13 protein-coding genes are annotated in these 16,226 nt (G+C 69.6%); 5 read left to right on the forward strand and 8 right to left on the reverse strand.

Translation table 11 applies throughout. The annotated features are described in order from the left end of the window. Window positions 1-287: 287 nt before the first annotated feature. Complete coding sequence (locus HWW87_RS03855) at window positions 288-1,595, reverse strand: MFS transporter (protein WP_175819303.1); 1,308 nt, start codon at window positions 1,593-1,595, stop codon at window positions 288-290. A 538-nt stretch (window positions 1,596-2,133) separates the two neighbouring features. Here HWW87_RS03855 and HWW87_RS03860 point away from each other — a divergent pair. Then, on the forward strand, window positions 2,134-2,580 hold the full coding sequence (locus tag HWW87_RS03860; RefSeq protein WP_174388519.1) for a MarR family winged helix-turn-helix transcriptional regulator: 447 nt from the start codon (window positions 2,134-2,136) through the stop codon (window positions 2,578-2,580). 25 nt (window positions 2,581-2,605) lie between these two features. Here the strand turns inward: HWW87_RS03860 and HWW87_RS03865 are convergent, their stop codons facing one another. The 5 genes from HWW87_RS03865 to HWW87_RS03885 all read right to left on the reverse strand — a co-directional run bounded on the left by HWW87_RS03865 (window position 2,606) and on the right by HWW87_RS03885 (window position 8,505). Continuing rightward, window positions 2,606-4,891, reverse strand: coding sequence for a molybdopterin cofactor-binding domain-containing protein (locus HWW87_RS03865; RefSeq protein WP_175819304.1), 2,286 nt, complete (start codon window positions 4,889-4,891; stop codon window positions 2,606-2,608). 239 nt (window positions 4,892-5,130) lie between these two features. Further along, on the reverse strand, window positions 5,131-5,778 hold the full coding sequence (locus HWW87_RS03870) for an isochorismatase family protein (protein ID WP_175819305.1): 648 nt from the start codon (window positions 5,776-5,778) through the stop codon (window positions 5,131-5,133). A gap of 19 nt (window positions 5,779-5,797) precedes the next feature. Then, window positions 5,798-6,847, reverse strand: coding sequence for a 2,5-dihydroxypyridine 5,6-dioxygenase (locus HWW87_RS03875; protein ID WP_175819306.1), 1,050 nt, complete (start codon window positions 6,845-6,847; stop codon window positions 5,798-5,800). 47 nt (window positions 6,848-6,894) lie between these two features. Next, window positions 6,895-7,725 carry an alpha/beta hydrolase gene (locus HWW87_RS03880; protein WP_175819307.1) on the reverse strand — a complete coding sequence of 277 codons (831 nt, stop codon included), beginning with the start codon at window positions 7,723-7,725 and terminating at the stop codon, window positions 6,895-6,897. A gap of 27 nt (window positions 7,726-7,752) precedes the next feature. Continuing rightward, window positions 7,753-8,505, reverse strand: a complete 753-nt coding sequence (locus tag HWW87_RS03885) for an Asp/Glu racemase (RefSeq protein ID WP_174433881.1) — start codon at window positions 8,503-8,505, stop codon at window positions 7,753-7,755. Between the two features lie 298 nt (window positions 8,506-8,803). Here HWW87_RS03885 and HWW87_RS03890 point away from each other — a divergent pair, with 298 nt between their 5' ends. The 4 genes from HWW87_RS03890 to HWW87_RS03905 all read left to right on the forward strand — a co-directional run bounded on the left by HWW87_RS03890 (window position 8,804) and on the right by HWW87_RS03905 (window position 13,594). Next, window positions 8,804-9,961: an FAD-dependent monooxygenase gene (locus HWW87_RS03890; protein WP_175819308.1), complete on the forward strand. Its 1,158-nt coding sequence runs from the start codon at window positions 8,804-8,806 to the stop codon at window positions 9,959-9,961. 174 nt (window positions 9,962-10,135) lie between these two features. After that, a complete protein-coding gene (locus HWW87_RS03895) occupies window positions 10,136-10,639 on the forward strand; it encodes a (2Fe-2S)-binding protein (protein WP_175819309.1) in 504 nt (167 codons plus the stop codon). Next, window positions 10,629-13,037: a c-type cytochrome gene (locus tag HWW87_RS03900; RefSeq protein ID WP_175819310.1), complete on the forward strand. Its 2,409-nt coding sequence runs from the start codon at window positions 10,629-10,631 to the stop codon at window positions 13,035-13,037. Before HWW87_RS03895 ends, HWW87_RS03900 begins: the two co-directional genes overlap by 11 nt. A gap of 224 nt (window positions 13,038-13,261) precedes the next feature. After that, a complete protein-coding gene (locus tag HWW87_RS03905) occupies window positions 13,262-13,594 on the forward strand; it encodes a hypothetical protein (RefSeq protein ID WP_174433885.1) in 333 nt (110 codons plus the stop codon). A gap of 127 nt (window positions 13,595-13,721) precedes the next feature. On the opposite strand, the gene mmsB is transcribed toward HWW87_RS03905, so the two are convergent. Next, window positions 13,722-14,612, reverse strand: a complete 891-nt coding sequence (gene mmsB / locus HWW87_RS03910) for a 3-hydroxyisobutyrate dehydrogenase (protein ID WP_175819311.1) — start codon at window positions 14,610-14,612, stop codon at window positions 13,722-13,724. A gap of 23 nt (window positions 14,613-14,635) precedes the next feature. Further along, window positions 14,636-16,162: a CoA-acylating methylmalonate-semialdehyde dehydrogenase gene (locus tag HWW87_RS03915; RefSeq protein ID WP_175819312.1), complete on the reverse strand. Its 1,527-nt coding sequence runs from the start codon at window positions 16,160-16,162 to the stop codon at window positions 14,636-14,638. Window positions 16,163-16,226: the final 64 nt, after the last annotated feature.

A 16,226-nucleotide genomic window follows, 5' to 3' on the forward strand; every position in this document is an offset into this window, starting at 1 on the left:
AACCTGCCTTGCGATGCGGGACCGCCGCGCAACGGATCGCGCGGGGCGCAGCGCCGGTTGGAAGGAAGATGGCTGTCCGCCGGATGGCGGGCGCGGGAATGACGCAATCGACGTGCCTGTGCGGAGAAAAAGCGGCGAGCGACGGCGGCACGGCGGCGGGAAGCGCGCACGCGCCGGGCTGGCGGCGTGCGCGGGATGACACGGGGAACGTGGAGGGGGCGGACCGCGCGATCGGCGCGGTTGTAAAAAGGCAGCGTTGCGCGCGCGGCGCGCTGCTCAGTGGTTTATCAGCGGTTCACGAGCCGGGCCGGATACGCGAGCGCGAGTGCGCAGCCGACCAGCATGCACGCGGCGAATCCGACCAACCCGGCGCTTTGCGAATGGAACGTGTCGCGCAGCCAGCCGATGAAATAGGTGCTGCCGAACCCGCCGAGGTTCGCGATCGAGCACGCGAACGCGATCCCGCCGGCGGCGGCCGAGCCCTTCAGGAACGTCGACGGCAGCGCCCACACGACCGGCATCGCGGCGGCCGCGCCTGCGTTGATCAGCGAGAACAGCAGCACCGTGCCGAGCGTGCCGTGCGACGACGAAGCCGCGATCGCCAGCGCGACGGCCGACACCAGGAACGGGACGACGATATGCCAGCGGCGTTCGCGCGCGCGATCGGAGCTGGCGCCGCAGAACAGCGTGGCGAGCACGGCGGCGGCGTTCGGGATCACCATCAGCCAGCCGATGTGATAAGCGTCCTTCACGCCGGTGTCGCGCAGGATCGTCGGCAGCCAGAAGCTCACCGCATACAGGCCGAGCAGCACGCACAGGTCGATCAGGCCGAGCGCCCACACCTTCGGATCGGAGAATGCCTTGCCGAGCGCGTGGCTCTTGTTGCCGGACGGATCGGCGTCGAGATTCGCGCGCAGCATCCGCTTCTCGTCGGCGTTCAGCCATTGCGTGGATTCGATGCCGTTGGGCAGCCAGCGCAGCACCGCGAAGCCGAGCAGCACCGACGGCAGCGCTTCGAGCAGGAACAGCCACTGCCAGCCGCCGAGCCCGTGCGCGCCGTCGAACGCACGCATGATCCAGCCGGAGATCGGGCTGCCGATCATGCTCGACAGCGGCAGGCCCACCATGAACAGCGCGACGATGCGCGCGCGACGCGCATCGGGATACCACTGCGTCAGGTACAGCAGCACGCCCGGCAGGAACCCGGCTTCGGCGGCGCCGAGCAGGAAGCGCACGATGTAGAACTGCATCGGCGTGTGCACGAACATCGTCGCGCCCGACAGCAGGCCCCACGTGATCATGATCCGCGCGATCCACAGCTTCGCGCCGACGCGTTGCAGCACCAGATTGCTTGGGACTTCGAACAGGATGTAGCCGGCGAAGAACAGGCCGGCGCCAAGGCCGTACACGGTGTCGCTGAACTTCAGCGCATCGAGCATCTGGAGCTTCGCGAGCCCGATGTTGATGCGGTCGAGATAGGCCGCGAAGTAACACAGGCAGAAGAGGGTGATGAGGCGCAGCGTGACCTTGCGATAGAGAGCGCCGTGCAGCGCGTCGTCGGCGGACACGGCGGCGCTCGGGTGTGCGGTAGACATGGGACTGCCCCTGTTCGAGTGTGACGGATGAATGGGTGGCGCGATCGACGCAAGCGGGCGTTCCGCTGCGCACAGGAGTCTGTATATCACGTCAAATACATAGCGTACACACTAGAAAATACCGAATTGAGCAGGCATGAATCCGGACACCTTTAAGCGAGCGTTTGCGCGGGAAAAGGCCGTGTTTGCAAAGGGGTTTTGGGCGATATGAAGCATGCGCTGAAAAGGCTTCGTCACCCGTGACGGCATGCACGAAATTCGTGCGTATGCGCTCAAAATTGAAGTGTGTGCGCGAGAGCCGGCAGCAGCGGACGCATACACGTGCGGCAGCCGCTGCGACGGTGCGCGGTCGGGCCGACGCGCCGACGCGATGGGCGGGCGACCCGCTACGGTCGGACGATCGTCACGCGCAACCTGCATGCGATTCCGCGAATCATGATGCACCGCAATGACGCGATCGTGCGCCCGCCGGCTGCACCGATTTGAGGGTGTACACTGCTTGTCTTTCATTTGCATGCGGGCGCGGGCCTGCACTCTCATGGCGTCTTCCAAGGATTCATACGATTTTCACGACCAGGTCGGGCATCTGCTGCGCCGCGCGTACCAGCGGCACGTTTCGATTTTCCAGGAGGCGATCCCCGATTCGGATCTCACGGCCGCGCAGTTCGTGACGCTGTGCGCGGTCAAGGAACGGCAGGCGTGTTCGCTGAACGACATCGTCAAGGCGACCGCGATCGATCAGGCGACGATTCGCGGCGTCGTCGAGCGCCTGAAGACACGCGCGCTGATCGAGGTGTTGCCCGACCCGAACGACGGCCGCAAGCTGATCGTACGCACGACCGCGGCCGGCCTCGCGCTGATCGACCGCACGGTGCCGTTCGCGCGGCAGGTGACGGAGCGCACGTATGGCGCGCTCAATCCCGGCGAACGGGTCGCGCTGCAGTTCCTGCTGCGCAAGATGATGGAAGAAGACGGCGACGCGTGACGCGGGACGCGCGGCGCAGGCCACCCTATGTCGGGCCCGCCGCGACCGATGCGCGGGCCGCGTCGGCGCGCATCAGCCGGCCGGCTTCTTGCAGCGCGGCACGCACGGTTTCCGGCGTGAACGGCGGCGCGTAGAAGCGTACGCCGGTCGCATCGAACAACGCGTTCGCGACCGCGGCTGGGCCCGGCACCGATGCCGACTCACCCGCCCCGAGCGGCGGTTCGCCTTGCCTTGGCATCAACACGACATCGACGTCCGGCACTTCCGCGAACGTCAGGATCGGGTAGCTCGCCCATTCGCGCGACGCGACCTTGCCGTCCGCGAACCGCACGCGCTCCTTCAGCGTGCGGCTCAATACCTGGATCACGTTGCCGTGGATCTGGTGGCGCACGCCGTCCGGGTTGATCATCGTACCGGTGTCCTGGCCGACCGTCACGCGTTCGATGCGGATCTCGCCCGACATGCGGTCGACGCTCAGGTCGACGATCCACGCCGACCACGCCGCGCCGAAGCCGGGGAAGCGGCTGTGCACGTAGCGCGCATACGCGATCCCGCGGCCGCGCACGAGCCGCGATTCGTCGGGTTCGTTCAGCGGGCGCGGCACACGCGGCGTCCAGCCCGCACGGTCGGCCACCGCCTGCAGCAGTTCGGTCGCGCGCGCGTCCTGCAGATGGCGCAGCCGGAACGCGAGCGGATCGACGCCGGTCAGCGCCGCGCATTCGTCGACGAACGCGTCGTGCGCGAACGAGTTCGGCAACGCCGACACGCCGCGCAGCCACGATGCGCGCACGAGCGGCGCGAGATCTTCGCAGACGAAGCGACGATGCGGGCTCGCATACGGCGACACGGCCGTGCGGTCGCCCATCTCGAACACGCGCGGCTCGGGCGCGAGCGCGCCGGTCAGCAGCGCCGCGAGCAGCGGCGCGTCGTTCGACGGATAGCGCGTCGTGAAGTCATAGCCGAGCAGGCGGCCGTCGCGCGTGACGGTGCCCGTCACCTGCATCGACTGGCCCGCGCCTTTCGGTTCCCACAGATGTTCGTCCGCGCGCGACAACTGCACGCGCACCGGGCGGCCGACCGCGCGCGACAGCAGCAGCGCGTCGCCGCACACGTCGTCCGCGCCGTTGCGGCCGTAGCAGCCGGCCGCCTCCATCCGCACGACATCGACATCGGCTTCGTCGCGCGCGACGAGCGTCGCGAGGTCGTAGCGCAGCGACACGGGGTTCTGCGTGCCGGACCACACGGTGATGCGCCCGTCGCCGGGCGCGCGGTAGTCGGCGAGCGCACAGGACGGCCCGATCGAGCCGTGCATCTGGAACGGCCACGCATAGGTGCGCGACAGCGTGAGCGTGTCCGGTTCCGCTCGCGCGGCGTCCACGTCGTCTTCGTCGAGCAGCACGCGGCGTCGGGCCGGCGCGGCGGCGATCGCGGCGGCCGGCTCGTCGAGCGGCAGCAGCGCGGGAAGCGGCCGCCACGTCACGCGCAACTGGCGCGCGGCGCGGATCGCCTGCTCCTCGCGCTCGGCGACGACACCGACGAAATCGCCGATCGCGACGACGGCCACGAGCCCCGGCACGTCGGCCACCGACGCGCGATCGACGTCCACCAGCGACGTGCCGACGAACGGACCGCTGTCGTGGCCCGCATACGGCGGCCGGACGACGCGGCCGTGCAGCATGTCCGGCACGCGCATGTCGTGCACGAACGTGAGCTGGCCGGTCGCTTTCGCGGGCAGGTCGACGCGCGGCGACGAGCGGCCGACGATCCGGTATCGAGCGGGGTCCTTCGTGCGGGTGGTCAGGTCGAGCGTCAGCGCGATCCGCTGCGCGGCGACGAGCGCGGCGAACGTGATCGCCTGTCCATCGGCTGCAATCGTTCCATCGTCGATGGCCAGTTGCCCGGCCTCGACGCCGAACCGCTCGGCGGCGAGCGCCAGCAGCGCGTGACGGGCCTGCGCGGCCGCGCAGCGCAGCGGCGTCGCGGAAATCTGGATCGTCGCGCTCGCGATGGTGGGGCCCTGGTTCGGCGTCGCGGCCGTGTCGCCGAGCACCATCGTCACGCGCGCGGCCGGCACGTCGAGTTCCTCGGCGACGATCTGCGCGAGCGACGTGCGGATGCCGGTGCCGAGATCGACGTGGCCGTTGAACGCGAGGATGCGGCCGTCGTCGAGAATCGCGACGAACACTTCCGGCAGCGCCGGCACGTAGGACGACAGGCTGCCCGGCTGGCCGGGCGCCGGCTTCACGGGCGGCGCGGGCGGCCGGATCACGGTCAGGCAGCCGGTGCGCGCGAGCAGTTCGGAGCGGTTCACGGGGGGGGATCCTGTCGGGGAAGGTGCGGCCGGCGACCGGTCGCGACGGATGCTGCGCGCGTGTAGCGCGCGGCGCACTCGAGACGGCGGGAGACCGCGGCGCGACGGCGCATGCGGTTAATCTAGGTCGCCAAAACCGCAGCGTCAATTGCGCGCGGGTGCTGGCGTAGGCACCGCTCAAGCCGCTTAAGCCGCCCGAACCGCCCGAATGGCCGGAGCCACCCGTGCGACGCGGCAGCTCAGCGCGCCTGCACGGCATCGATCGCCGCGATTGCATCGTCGAGCGGCATCACGGCCGCGTATTTCTGCTGCATGTCGAACAGGTTCGCGTCGTGCGGTGCGATCGCGCGATCGCCGACGCAATCGGCGAGCACGAGCGGGCGGAACCCGTGCGACATCGCGTCGACGACGCTCGCGCGCACGCAGCCGCTCGTCACGGCCCCCGCGACGAGCAGCGTCTGCACCGCGCGCTGCGCGAGCCACGGCGCGAGCTGCGTGCCGAAGAACGCGGACGGCACGGTCTTGCGCACGACGAGTTCGCCGGGCGCGGGCGTGAGTTCGGGCACGATCGCGCTGTTCGGGTGATGCTCGGTCAGCGTCGCCATGCCGGGCACCTTCAGCGAGAACACGTTGTCGTCGCTGCCGTCGTCCGCATACACGATGCGACTGTGCGCGACCGGCCAGCCGCGTTCGCGCGCGAGCGCGAGCGCACGCGTCGTGCGCGCGATCGCCGGCGCGATGTTGCCGCCGCCGAACGTCGCCGGATCGGCGAAGCCGACCACGAAATCGACGATCAGCAGGCCGAGGTTGCCGTGCGGCGGCAGCGGCGTGCCGAAACCCTGCTGGCGATACACGTTCGCTTCGGCGTGACGGGAAAGATCGTTCATGGTGTCGGGCGCTCGTCGGTCAGGCGGGTTGGGTGGATTGTTCGGTCACGCGGCCGTCGCGCACGACGGTCTCGCCGTCGAGTTCGACCGTGCAGCGGCGCAGTGGGATGTCGATATGGCAGGTGGTCGTCCGGCTGCCGCCGCCTTCGTTGTTCGGGCCGAGCGAGAACAGGAAGTTGCCTTCGAATGCGCGCGCATCCATCCCGATCGTCGCCTCGCGGTCGTACAGCCCGAGCGTCGACCAGCGTGCGCGCGGCTGCAGCCCCCAGCCGATATGCGAGATCGCATAGCCTTCGGGGTCGGCGAACGTTTCCATGTAGTCGCGCAGCAGGTCGGCGTCGACGCCGCCTTCGATGCGCGTCGCGTAGCCGCCTTCGACGGTCAGCGCGATCGGCTCGCGCACGTAGTGCTTCTGCGGCAGCAGGATGTCGCCGCGATCGATCACGATCGTGCCGCGTGCGGTGCGATCGTTCGGGTAAGTCAGCGCGAAGCCGCTCGGCCAGTGGTCCCAGCGGCCCGGCGCGTCGACGAAGCCGTATTCGGCGGTCGGCGGGAACTCGCCGAGCGGACACACGAGCGCGGTGCCGGCCGCCGAGCTCACGCGCATCTCGCGGGCGGCGGCGATCTTCTTCGCGGCGCCGAGCACACGCGTGCGGTCGGCCAGGGTCGGCACCATTCGCACGAGCACTTCAGGCGGCTCGACCGCGAGCAGGATCTTCGTGCCCGATTTCAGAATGTCGTGCTGCTCCGGCGAGAACAGCAGCGTCATCAGGTCGAGCACGAGGTCGCTCTCGCGCAGCGCGGCGATTGCGGCCTTGTTGCCGGTCAGCGGCGTCGTGCCGAGGTAGGCGAGCGGGTCGCGGCTGAACGCCTTGTCGCCGTTGACGGGCGGCAGGTCGAGCCGGTTGACGATCGCGCCCAGCGATTGCGTCGCGATCAGCGCGCACGACAGCGTCTGCGGATGGGTGGCCGCGCTCGTCAGGATCGTGACGGTCTGGCCCGGTTCGAGGCGCGACAGCGTGAGGACCTGCTTCCACGCGTCGATCAGTTGGGTATCGCTGACTGGCATCGTCGGCTCCGGTAAAGGCGTGAAGGGAAGAGGCGAGCGCCGCGCGCTCAGGCCGCGAGCGGTGCGCCGAGGAAGTCGCCGAACGCCGCGTAGAAGCCCGCCGCGTTGTCCCACGGGATCATGTGGCCGGCATCGGGCACGCGCACGTGCCGCATCGTCGGCGTCGCGCGCTGCAGTTCGGCGACGTCTTCATCGCGCACCACGTCGCCGCGCTCGGCGGTGATCAGCAGCGACGGCACGGCCAGTTGCGCGGCATCCGCGTGGAAATCGTCGGTGTGGAAGCCTTCGTACGACGTGCGCACCGCGCGCTCGTCGCAGGTATGCAGCCATTCGGCGCGCAACTGCAGTTCGGCGTCGGTCCAGGTCGGGCAGAACGCGCGCATGCCTTCGGCGTCGGTGCCGGCGCGCGCGAGCGCCATCGAATCGATGTACCACGGCAGCTTGCCCGGATAGTCGCGGCGGTTCGGGCCCGAGACGGGCGGATCGACCAGCACGACCGATGCGAGCCCGCGGATGCCGCGCCGGGCCGCGCGCGCGGCGATCCGTGCGCCCATCGAATGGCCGACGAGGCTCGTGCGCGGCAAATCGAGCGCGGCGACGAGCGCCGCGACGTCATCCGCCTGCGCATCGAGGCTGTAGTCGAGCGACGGCGACGCGTCCGACAGCCCGCGGCCGCGCACGTCGAGCACGTAGGTGTCGAACGCCGCGCCGAAGGTTTCGCCGACGAAGCCCCACGTGATCGCGGGGCTCGTGATGCCGGGAATCAGCACGATCGCCGGGCGCGATGCGCGCGCGCCGGTCGCGCCGCCGTAGCGCAGGTAGTGCTGGCGGATGCCGTTGGCGCGGACGTTCGAGCCGTACAGGAAAGTCGAGGACATTGGAATGCTCCGAAGTAGCGGCGGCGCTCAGTACGCGCCGGACAGCAGCGCGCCGGCGCCGGGCACGACCGGTTCGAGATCGAGTTCGCGCAGCATCGCGTAGGTGGTCGCGATCGCGGCAGTGATCACCGGTTTGCCCGTCATCGCCTCGACTTTCGCGACGGCCGGCAGCGACGGCATCTGCACGCACGCGGACAGTACGATCGCATCGGCGTCCTGGTACGGCAGCGTCTTCACGATGTCGGGCAGGCGCGCCGGATCGTGGCGGCCCACGTCGAGATTGTCGGGGATTTCCAGCGCGCGGAACGCGAGCACGTCGAAGCCTTCGTTGCGGATGTAGTCGACCACGAGCTCGGTGAGCGGCAGCATGTACGGCGCGACGACGACGATGCGCTTCGCGCCGATCACCTTCAGCGCGTCGACGAGTGCGCCCGCGCTCGTCAGCACCGGCGCCTGCGCGCCGTTGTCGGCCGTGTGCTTCGTGAGACGCGCCTGCGACACGCGGTGGTAGCCATGACCCATCGCCATGATCGCGACGAGGCACGCGTAGCCGAGCACGTCGACGCGCGCATCGCTCAGTTCCACCGCGCAGCGGTCGGATTCGGCATCCATCGCCGCGAGTTCTTCCTTGACGACCTTCTTCATCCGCATGCGGCTCGAGTGATACGTGAAGCGCTCGGGCCGGATCGTTTCGCGCAGCCGCAGCATCGCGGGGATCTCGGTTTCCATCGTCGTGTTGGAACTCGGCACGATCTGGCCGATGCGGTAGGTCTTGCTCATGACGGGAGGCTCCGTGTCGGTAAGGGTGGGGCGGCACGCTGGCGCGGGATCGCCGGATGTTGGGCAAAGTCTAGTGTGTACATTTGAAAATGGCAATGAATCAAAATGACGTTCGGCATGGGTGGATTGTTGGTGTGCTTGGGGTTTCGACGATTTATTGGTGTTTTCCCGAATGCGTCGGCGGCGATCAACAATCTGCTTGTCCTGAATAAATTGAGTGTGTACGCTACATAAACGCCATTCAATCCGCCCGTCCTCGCGCCGCGTTCGGCAATGGGCCCACGATCAGGAGATCCGCATGAGCAAACCCCGTATCGCAATCATCGGCGCCGGCCTCGGCGGCACGGCCGCCGCGGCGCTGCTTCAGCGCGGCGGCTATGACGTCGCGCTGTACGAGCAGGCGCCCACGTTCTCGCGTCTCGGCGCGGGTATCCATCTCGGCCCGAACGTGATGAAGATCATGCGGCGCATCGGTTGCGAGGACGCGCTGGAAACGATGGGTTCGCATCCGGATTGCTGGTACAGCCGCGACTGGCGGACGGCCGACGTGCTGTCGCGGATTCCGCTCGGCGATTACGCACGCAAGGCCTACGGCGCGAGCTACCTGACCGTGCATCGCGGCGATTTCCATGCGCTGATGACGCAGGCGGTGACGCCCGGCACGATCCGCTTCGGCAAGCGGCTCGCGGCGGTGGAGGACACCGGCAGCGAGGTGCGCCTCACGTTTGCCGACGGCAGCGTCGAGACGGCCGACATCGCGATCGGCGCGGACGGCGTGAATTCGCGGCTCCGCGAGCACCTGCTCGGTGCGGAACCGCCGCGCTACACCGGTTATGTCGCGCACCGCGCGGTGTTCCCGGCATCGCTGCTCGCCAACAAGCCGTACGACATGTGCGTGAAGTGGTGGTCGGAGGATCGCCACATGATGGTCTATTACGTGACCGAGAAGCGCGACGAGTACTACTACGTGACGGGCGTGCCGCAGGCCGAGTGGCCCGAGGGCGTGTCGATGGTCGACAGCAGCCGCGACGAGATGCGCGAGGCGTTCGCCGGTTTCCACGCGGACATCCAGCATCTGATCGACGTATCGCCGTCGATCACCAAATGGCCGCTGCTCGAACGCGATCCGCTGCCGCTGTGGAGCCGCGGCCGGCTCGTGCTGCTCGGCGACGCGTGCCATCCGATGAAGCCGCACATGGCGCAGGGCGCGGCGATGGCGATCGAGGATGCGGCGATGCTCGCGCGCTGTCTCGACGAAATCGGCATCGGCGACCATGCAGGCGCGTTCGCGCTGTACGAGGCGAACCGCGCGGCGCGTGCGTCGAAGGTGCAGCTCGTGTCGCACAACAACACGTGGCTGCGCACCAACGAGGATCCGTCGTGGGTGTTCGGTTACGACGTGTTCGACGTGCCGCTCGAAGCGCCGTCGCGCAGCAACGCGGCGGCCGCGGCCTGACGCGCGGTGCCTGCGCCCGCTGGCGCTTTGCAGCCGCTTCGCCGGCGTGGGATCGATGCACCGCAACGCGCGCATTTCGGCGTGTTATATGTCAGGCGCGCCGGCAGGCGCCAGCCGGCGGCAGTGTGCGCCGTCGGCCGACTCCGGCCCGCATGCCGTATTCCGGATCCATTCATGTCCCATCCCGCTTCTCCGTCGCGGCCGCTGGCGTTTCGCGTAAACGGCGCGCCGCATACCTTCGCCGACGCCGCATCCGACGCGCCGCTGCTGCTGGTCCTGCGCAACGACTGCGCGCTCAACGGCCCGAAATACGGCTGCGGGCTCGGGCAGTGCGGGGCGTGCACGGTGCTCGTCGACGGGCAGGCCACGCGTTCGTGCGTCGTGCCGGCCGCCGCCGCGCACGGGCGCGACGTCACGACGCTGGAAGGGCTCGGGTCGTGCGACGCGCCGCATCCGATCCAGCGCGCGTTCATCGACGAGCAGGCCGCGCAATGCGGTTACTGCCTGAACGGAATGATCATGAGCACGAAGGCGCTGCTCGATCGCAATCCCGCGCCCGACGATGCGGCGATCCGCGATGCGTTGCGCTTCAACCTGTGCCGCTGCGGCACGCATCTGGAGATCATCCGCGCGGTGCATCGCGCCGCGCGCTATCTGCGAGGCGGCGATGAAGCATGACGCGGGTCTGCCCGTGGCACCGGCACGCGTGACGGAACCGGCGCCGCACGACGACGCGGCCGCCGACGCATCGCGCCCGCACCGCGCGCGCTACGCCTGGCCGCTCGGCGATGCGCGCACGCATGCTTCTTTCGATATCGAAACGCGGACCGCGCCCGACGGCCGGATGACGACCTGGCGCTATCGCGCGCAGGCGGCCGGCGAGGGTGCGAGCGATGCTCGCGGCGCAGAGGAACGCGCCGATCCCGGCCCCGCGTCGCCATTCGTCTACCGGCACGCGCAGACGTCGATCGAGCTGGCCGATGCCGGCGGCGCGATTCCCGGTCACGCGCACGTCTTTGCCCGCGAATCCTTCGTCGACGAACTCGCGGGCGCGTTGCGGCGCGACCCGGTCGCGTTGCGGTTGCAGCATCTCGATGCCGCGCGGGATGCGGGGCCGCGCGAAACGATCCGGATGGTCAGCGAACGCGCCGCATGGGGCGTGCCGGCGGCGGCCCGGGCGAACGCGGCGTCGCGTGTCAGCGGTCGCGGTTTCGCATTCGATGGCGAGCGTGCCGATGCGCGCACAGCCGCATCCGGTGACGATGCCGACCGCGACGGCGATTCGCGCTGGTCCGCGTGGGTTGTCGATCTCGACGTCGATTGCGCGACGGGCGACGTCTCGGTGCGGCGCGTGGTGGCCGGGCAGGGCACCGGCGAGCCGGGCGACGCGTCGCTGGCCGGCTTGCCCGCGTGGCAGATCGAGGCCGCGATCTCGCGCGTGATGGGCGCACGGTTGTCCGCGCGGCCCGCGCACGACGAGACCGATGCCGGCGCGCGGCCCGACGCGATCGCGCACGAGCTGGTTGCAGTCGACGCAGCCGCGCATCGCGCGCACGGCGACCTGTCCGCACACGATGCGCGGCGAATCGAACAGGCGGCGGCGCCGGCCGCGGCCGCGATCGCCAACGCGCTGTACGACGCGACGGGCGTGCGTTTTCGCGCACCGCCGTTCGATGCCGCGCACATTCGCGCCGCGCTCGCGCAACCGGTGCCGGCCGATGCCGGCGACGGGCCGCGGGCGGCCCAGCGCCGCGCATCGCGCTGGCGCCGCTGGCTGGCCGGCGGCGGCGGCGCGGGCGGTGTGGTCGGCGGGATCATCGGGCTGGCGTGCGCGATCCTGCCGGGCCCTGCGCCGATCGCGCCTGTTGCGCCCGGCGGCGCGGACGGCGCGATATGGAGCGCGGCGACGCTCGAACGCGGCCGCCAGGTCGCGCTCGCCGGCGATTGCGCGGTGTGCCATACGGCGCCCGGCGGCGCGACCAACGCGGGCGGGCTCGCGCTCGATACGCCGTTCGGCACGATCTACACGACGAACCTCACGCCCGATCCGGAAACCGGCATCGGCACGTGGTCGTATCCGGCGTTCGCCCGCGCGATGCGCGAAGGCATCTCGCGCGACGGCTCGCACCTGTATCCGGCGTTCCCGTACACCGCATTCGCGAAGCTGAGCGAGCCCGACCTGCTCGCGCTCTATGCGTACCTGATGTCGCAGCCGCCGGTGAAGCACGAGCCGCCGAAGACGAAGCTGCCGTTCCCGCTCGACCAGCGGCGTCTCGTGGCCGGCTGGAACGGGCTGTATCACGACGCGCGGCCGTTTGCGCCGGACCCGGCGCGCTCGGCGACGTGGAATCGCGGCAAGTATCTGGTCGACGGCGCCGGGCACTGCGGCGCATGCCACACGCCGCGCAACGCGCTCGGTGCGGAGAAGGGCGGCCGCGCCTACCTGTCGGGCGGCGAAGCGGAAGGCTGGGTCGCGCCGCCGCTCGTCGCGTCGCCGGAGTCGCCCGTGCCGTGGACCGAAGGTGCGCTGTTCGACTATCTGCGCACGGGGTTCTCGGCCCAGCACGGCGTCGCGGCCGGGCCGATGGCGCCCGTCGTCGCGGGGCTCGCGGCGCTGCCCGAGTCCGACGTGCAGGCGATCGCGCATTATCTGGCGTCGCTGTCGCCGCCCGTCGATGCGGCCGTCGCCGCGGATGCGGCCACTCGCCACACGCGCGGCGCGGAAACCATCGCGACGCTCGGCCTCGAGAACGGCCGCCGCGCATTCGACGCGGCGTGCGCGGTCTGTCATGCGGAATCGGGCGGCGTCGGGCATTTCGGCGTGCGTCCGCTGATGGGGCTCAACACGAGCGTCAGCCAGGCGGCGCCGGACAACCTGCTGCGCGTGCTGCATCACGGGATCGACCAGCCGGCCACCCACGGGCTCGGCTACATGCCGGGCTTCGGCGATGCGTTCGACGATCGCCAGATGGCCGAGCTTGCCGCCTACATCCGCGCGCGCTACGCGCCGGGGCAGCCGGCGTGGCGAAACCTCGCGGAAGCGTCCGCGAGCATCCGGCAGGCGGGTGCGCATTGACCGTCACGCCGGCGTGAGCGCCCCGGCCGGCGGGCGCGCCGGGCGAAATGACCTGCCGGACGAAAACGATGGCCGACGATGGCTGTAAATCTTGCCTGATTCGGCCATCGTTTAACCATTCGAAACAATGTGTTCACCGAAAGGGGCATGATCTCCGGCGATCGGGCAGGCATACTGTCGCCTATGTTGCTCAATGCACGTCGACCGGCGTGCGCCTGCCCTCCATGTCCATTCCAGTCTCTTTCCGAACCTTGCGATGGTTGACCATTGCGGCTGCTGCATGCTTGCTTGCCGCGTGTTCGACTGCTTCCGACGTGACCGCGACGTCGAACCCGAACGTGTACACCGTGACGACGCGCACGGTCGGCGTATCGACGACGTGGGCCGACGCCCACGAGAAGGCCGTCAGCGAAGCCACCAACTACTGCACGCAGCGCGGGATGCGCGCGAGCGTGAAGCAGGAATCGCTGACCGGCGGCCGCCGCATCGACGCACGTTCCGAACTCGCGTTCGAGTGCCATCCGACCTTCGAGACGGCGTCGAACCCGCGCGGTTGACCGAGCGGCGGCGCGATTGTTGCGCCGGACACGCCGCACGCGTTTTCCTTCTCCCGCATGCAGACCGACCCGCGATGCCGTTCACGCACATCGCGGGTCGGCGCACGTCCGGCGTCGGCCGGGCGGGTCAGGCCGGCTGCGCCTCGTACAGCTTCACGCACGCGGAGAAGTCGAGCGTGCCGAGCCCCTGCTGGCTCATCGACTGATACAGCTGCTGCGCGAGCGCGCCCATCCAGACCGGCTGATGCGCGCTGCGCGCGGCTTCGGTCGCGAGGCCAAGATCCTTCAGCATCAGGTTCGCCGCGAAGCCGCCCGCATAGCCGCGCGCGGCCGGCGCCGTGTCGCTGACGCCCGGATACGGGTTGTACGCGTCCGAACTCCAGCAGCGGCCGGTCGACGTGTTGATGATGCCGGCCAGCACGGCCGGCTCGATGCCGAGCGCGGCGCCGAGCGCCATCGCTTCTGATACGCCCATCATCGAGATGCCGAGCAGCAGGTTGTTGCAGATCTTCGCGATCTGGCCGGTGCCGGTGCCGCCGCAGTGCACGACGTTCTTGCCCATGTCGAGCAGCACCGGGCGGATGCGCTCGAACAGCGCACCGTCCGCGCCGACCATGAAGGTCAGCGTGCCGGCCTGCGCGCCGCCGGTGCCGCCCGACACCGGCGCGTCGGCGAGCGGAAAGTCGCGCTGCGCGGCGGCGTCGGCCACCGCGCGCACGGTGCCGGGATCGATCGTGCTGCAGTCGATCAGCGTCGCGCCGGCGCGCGCGCCGGCCAGCACGCCGTCGTCGCCGAGGTAGACGGCGCGCACGTGCTGCGCGGCCGGCAGCATCGTGATCACGACCGCGCCGCGCGCGGCCGCGTCGCGCGGCGAGCCGGCCGCCGTCGCGCCGGCGCGCACCGCCGCGTCGACCGCGTGCGCGTCGAGGTCGAACACCGTCAGCGCGTGGCCGGCCTTGAGCAGGTTGGCGGCCATGGGGCCGCCCATGTTGCCGAGTCCGATGAAGGCGATTTCCATGTCGAGGCTCCCCATGCGTCGCATCAGCGCAGCGCGATCGTCGTGTTCACGCCGCCGGCCGTCGCGTCGTCGTCGAACCAGCGCGCGGTGACCGTCTTGGTCTGCGTGTAGAACTGCACGACCTGCTTGCCGTACGGGCCGAGATCGCCGAGCTTCGAGCCGCGCGAGCCGGTGAAGCTGAAGTAGGGCACCGGCACCGGAATCGGGATGTTGATGCCGACCTGGCCGATGTCGATCTCGCTCTGGAACTTGCGCGCCGCCGCGCCGCTCTGCGTGAACAGGCCCACGCCGTTGCCCATCGGGTTGCGGTTGACGAGCGCGATCGCGTCGTCGAGCGTGTCGGCTTCCATCACGACCACCACCGGCCCGAAGATTTCTTCCGTGTAGATCGACATGTCGGCCGTCACGCCCGAGAAGATCGTCGGGCCGACGAAATTGCCGTGCTCGTAGCCGGGCACCTTCACGTCGCGGCCGTCGAGCAGCAGCGTCGCGCCTTCCTTCACGCCGGCGTCGATCAGCGACAGGATGCGTTCCTTCGCCGCCTTCGACACGACCGGGCCGACGTCGGTGCCGGCTTCCGCGCCCGCGTTGACCTTCAGCACCTTCGCCTTTTCGACGAGATCGGGCAGCCAGTCGCGCGCCTTGCCGACCAGCACGACGACCGACGTCGCCATGCAGCGCTGGCCGGCCGCGCCGAAGCCCGCGCCGACCAGCGCGTTGATCGACTGTTCACGGTGCGCGTCGGGCAGCACGACCGCATGGTTCTTCGCGCCCATCATCGACTGCACACGCTTGCCGTGCTGGCTGCCGAGGTTGTACACGTGCGTGCCGACGCGCGTCGAGCCGACGAACGAGATCGCCTTGATGTCCGGATGCGTGCACAGGCGGTCGACCACCGTCTTGCCGCCGTGCACGACGTTCAGCACGCCTTGCGGCACGCCGGCCTCGATCGCGAGTTCGACGAGCTGCATCGTCGACAGCGGGTCCTGCTCCGACGGCTTCAGCACGAACGTGTTGCCGCAGACGATCGCCATCGGGAACATCCACAGCGGAATCATCCCGGGGAAATTGAACGGCGTGATGCCCGCGCAGACGCCGATGGGCTGGCGCAGCGTGTAGGTGTCGACGCCGCCCGCGACGTTCTCCGCGAATTCGCCTTGCTGCAGCGTGCCGATCGAGCACGCGTGCTCGACCACTTCGAGGCCGCGGAAGATGTCGCCCTGCGCATCGGGCAGCGTCTTGCCTTGCTCGGCCGTCAGCGTGTGCGCGATCCGTTCGAGATTGCGGCGCACGAGATCCTGGAACTTCAGCATGATGCGCAGCCGCGCGCCGATCGGCGTCGTCTTCCAGGTCTGGAACGCGCGCTGCGCGGACGCGATCGCGGCATCGACCTCGTCGAGCGTCGCATACGGCACGCGGCCGATGACTTCCTGCGTCGCGGGGTTGACGATGTCGCCCCATTCGGCGCTTTGCGAATCGACGAACGCGCCGTCGATCAGCAGCTTGGCGGTGGGCAGGGCGAGGGTGGTCTGGGGAACTGCGGCGTTCATGGAATTCTCTCCGGGAAACGGTGTGACGATGACAAAGGGGGGCTGCGTCCGCCGCGCGTGCAGG

This window comes from Burkholderia sp. BCC0419 (assembly GCF_902830285.1).
Lineage (GTDB): Bacteria > Pseudomonadota > Gammaproteobacteria > Burkholderiales > Burkholderiaceae > Burkholderia.

Coding starts and splice junctions, on each gene's coding strand:
- HWW87_RS03880 (WP_175819307.1), bottom strand. CDS start 7,725: ATGTCCTCGACTTTCCTGTACGGCTCGAACGTCCGCGCCAACGGCATC.
- HWW87_RS03915 (WP_175819312.1), bottom strand. CDS start 16,162: ATGAACGCCGCAGTTCCCCAGACCACCCTCGCCCTGCCCACCGCCAAG.
- HWW87_RS03900 (WP_175819310.1), top strand. CDS start 10,629: ATGAAGCATGACGCGGGTCTGCCCGTGGCACCGGCACGCGTGACGGAA.
- HWW87_RS03860 (WP_174388519.1), top strand. CDS start 2,134: ATGGCGTCTTCCAAGGATTCATACGATTTTCACGACCAGGTCGGGCAT.
- HWW87_RS03885 (WP_174433881.1), bottom strand. CDS start 8,505: ATGAGCAAGACCTACCGCATCGGCCAGATCGTGCCGAGTTCCAACACG.
- HWW87_RS03895 (WP_175819309.1), top strand. CDS start 10,136: ATGTCCCATCCCGCTTCTCCGTCGCGGCCGCTGGCGTTTCGCGTAAAC.
- HWW87_RS03890 (WP_175819308.1), top strand. CDS start 8,804: ATGAGCAAACCCCGTATCGCAATCATCGGCGCCGGCCTCGGCGGCACG.
- HWW87_RS03875 (WP_175819306.1), bottom strand. CDS start 6,847: ATGCCAGTCAGCGATACCCAACTGATCGACGCGTGGAAGCAGGTCCTC.
- HWW87_RS03855 (WP_175819303.1), bottom strand. CDS start 1,595: ATGTCTACCGCACACCCGAGCGCCGCCGTGTCCGCCGACGACGCGCTG.
- HWW87_RS03905 (WP_174433885.1), top strand. CDS start 13,262: ATGTCCATTCCAGTCTCTTTCCGAACCTTGCGATGGTTGACCATTGCG.
- HWW87_RS03870 (WP_175819305.1), bottom strand. CDS start 5,778: ATGAACGATCTTTCCCGTCACGCCGAAGCGAACGTGTATCGCCAGCAG.
- mmsB (WP_175819311.1), bottom strand. CDS start 14,612: ATGGAAATCGCCTTCATCGGACTCGGCAACATGGGCGGCCCCATGGCC.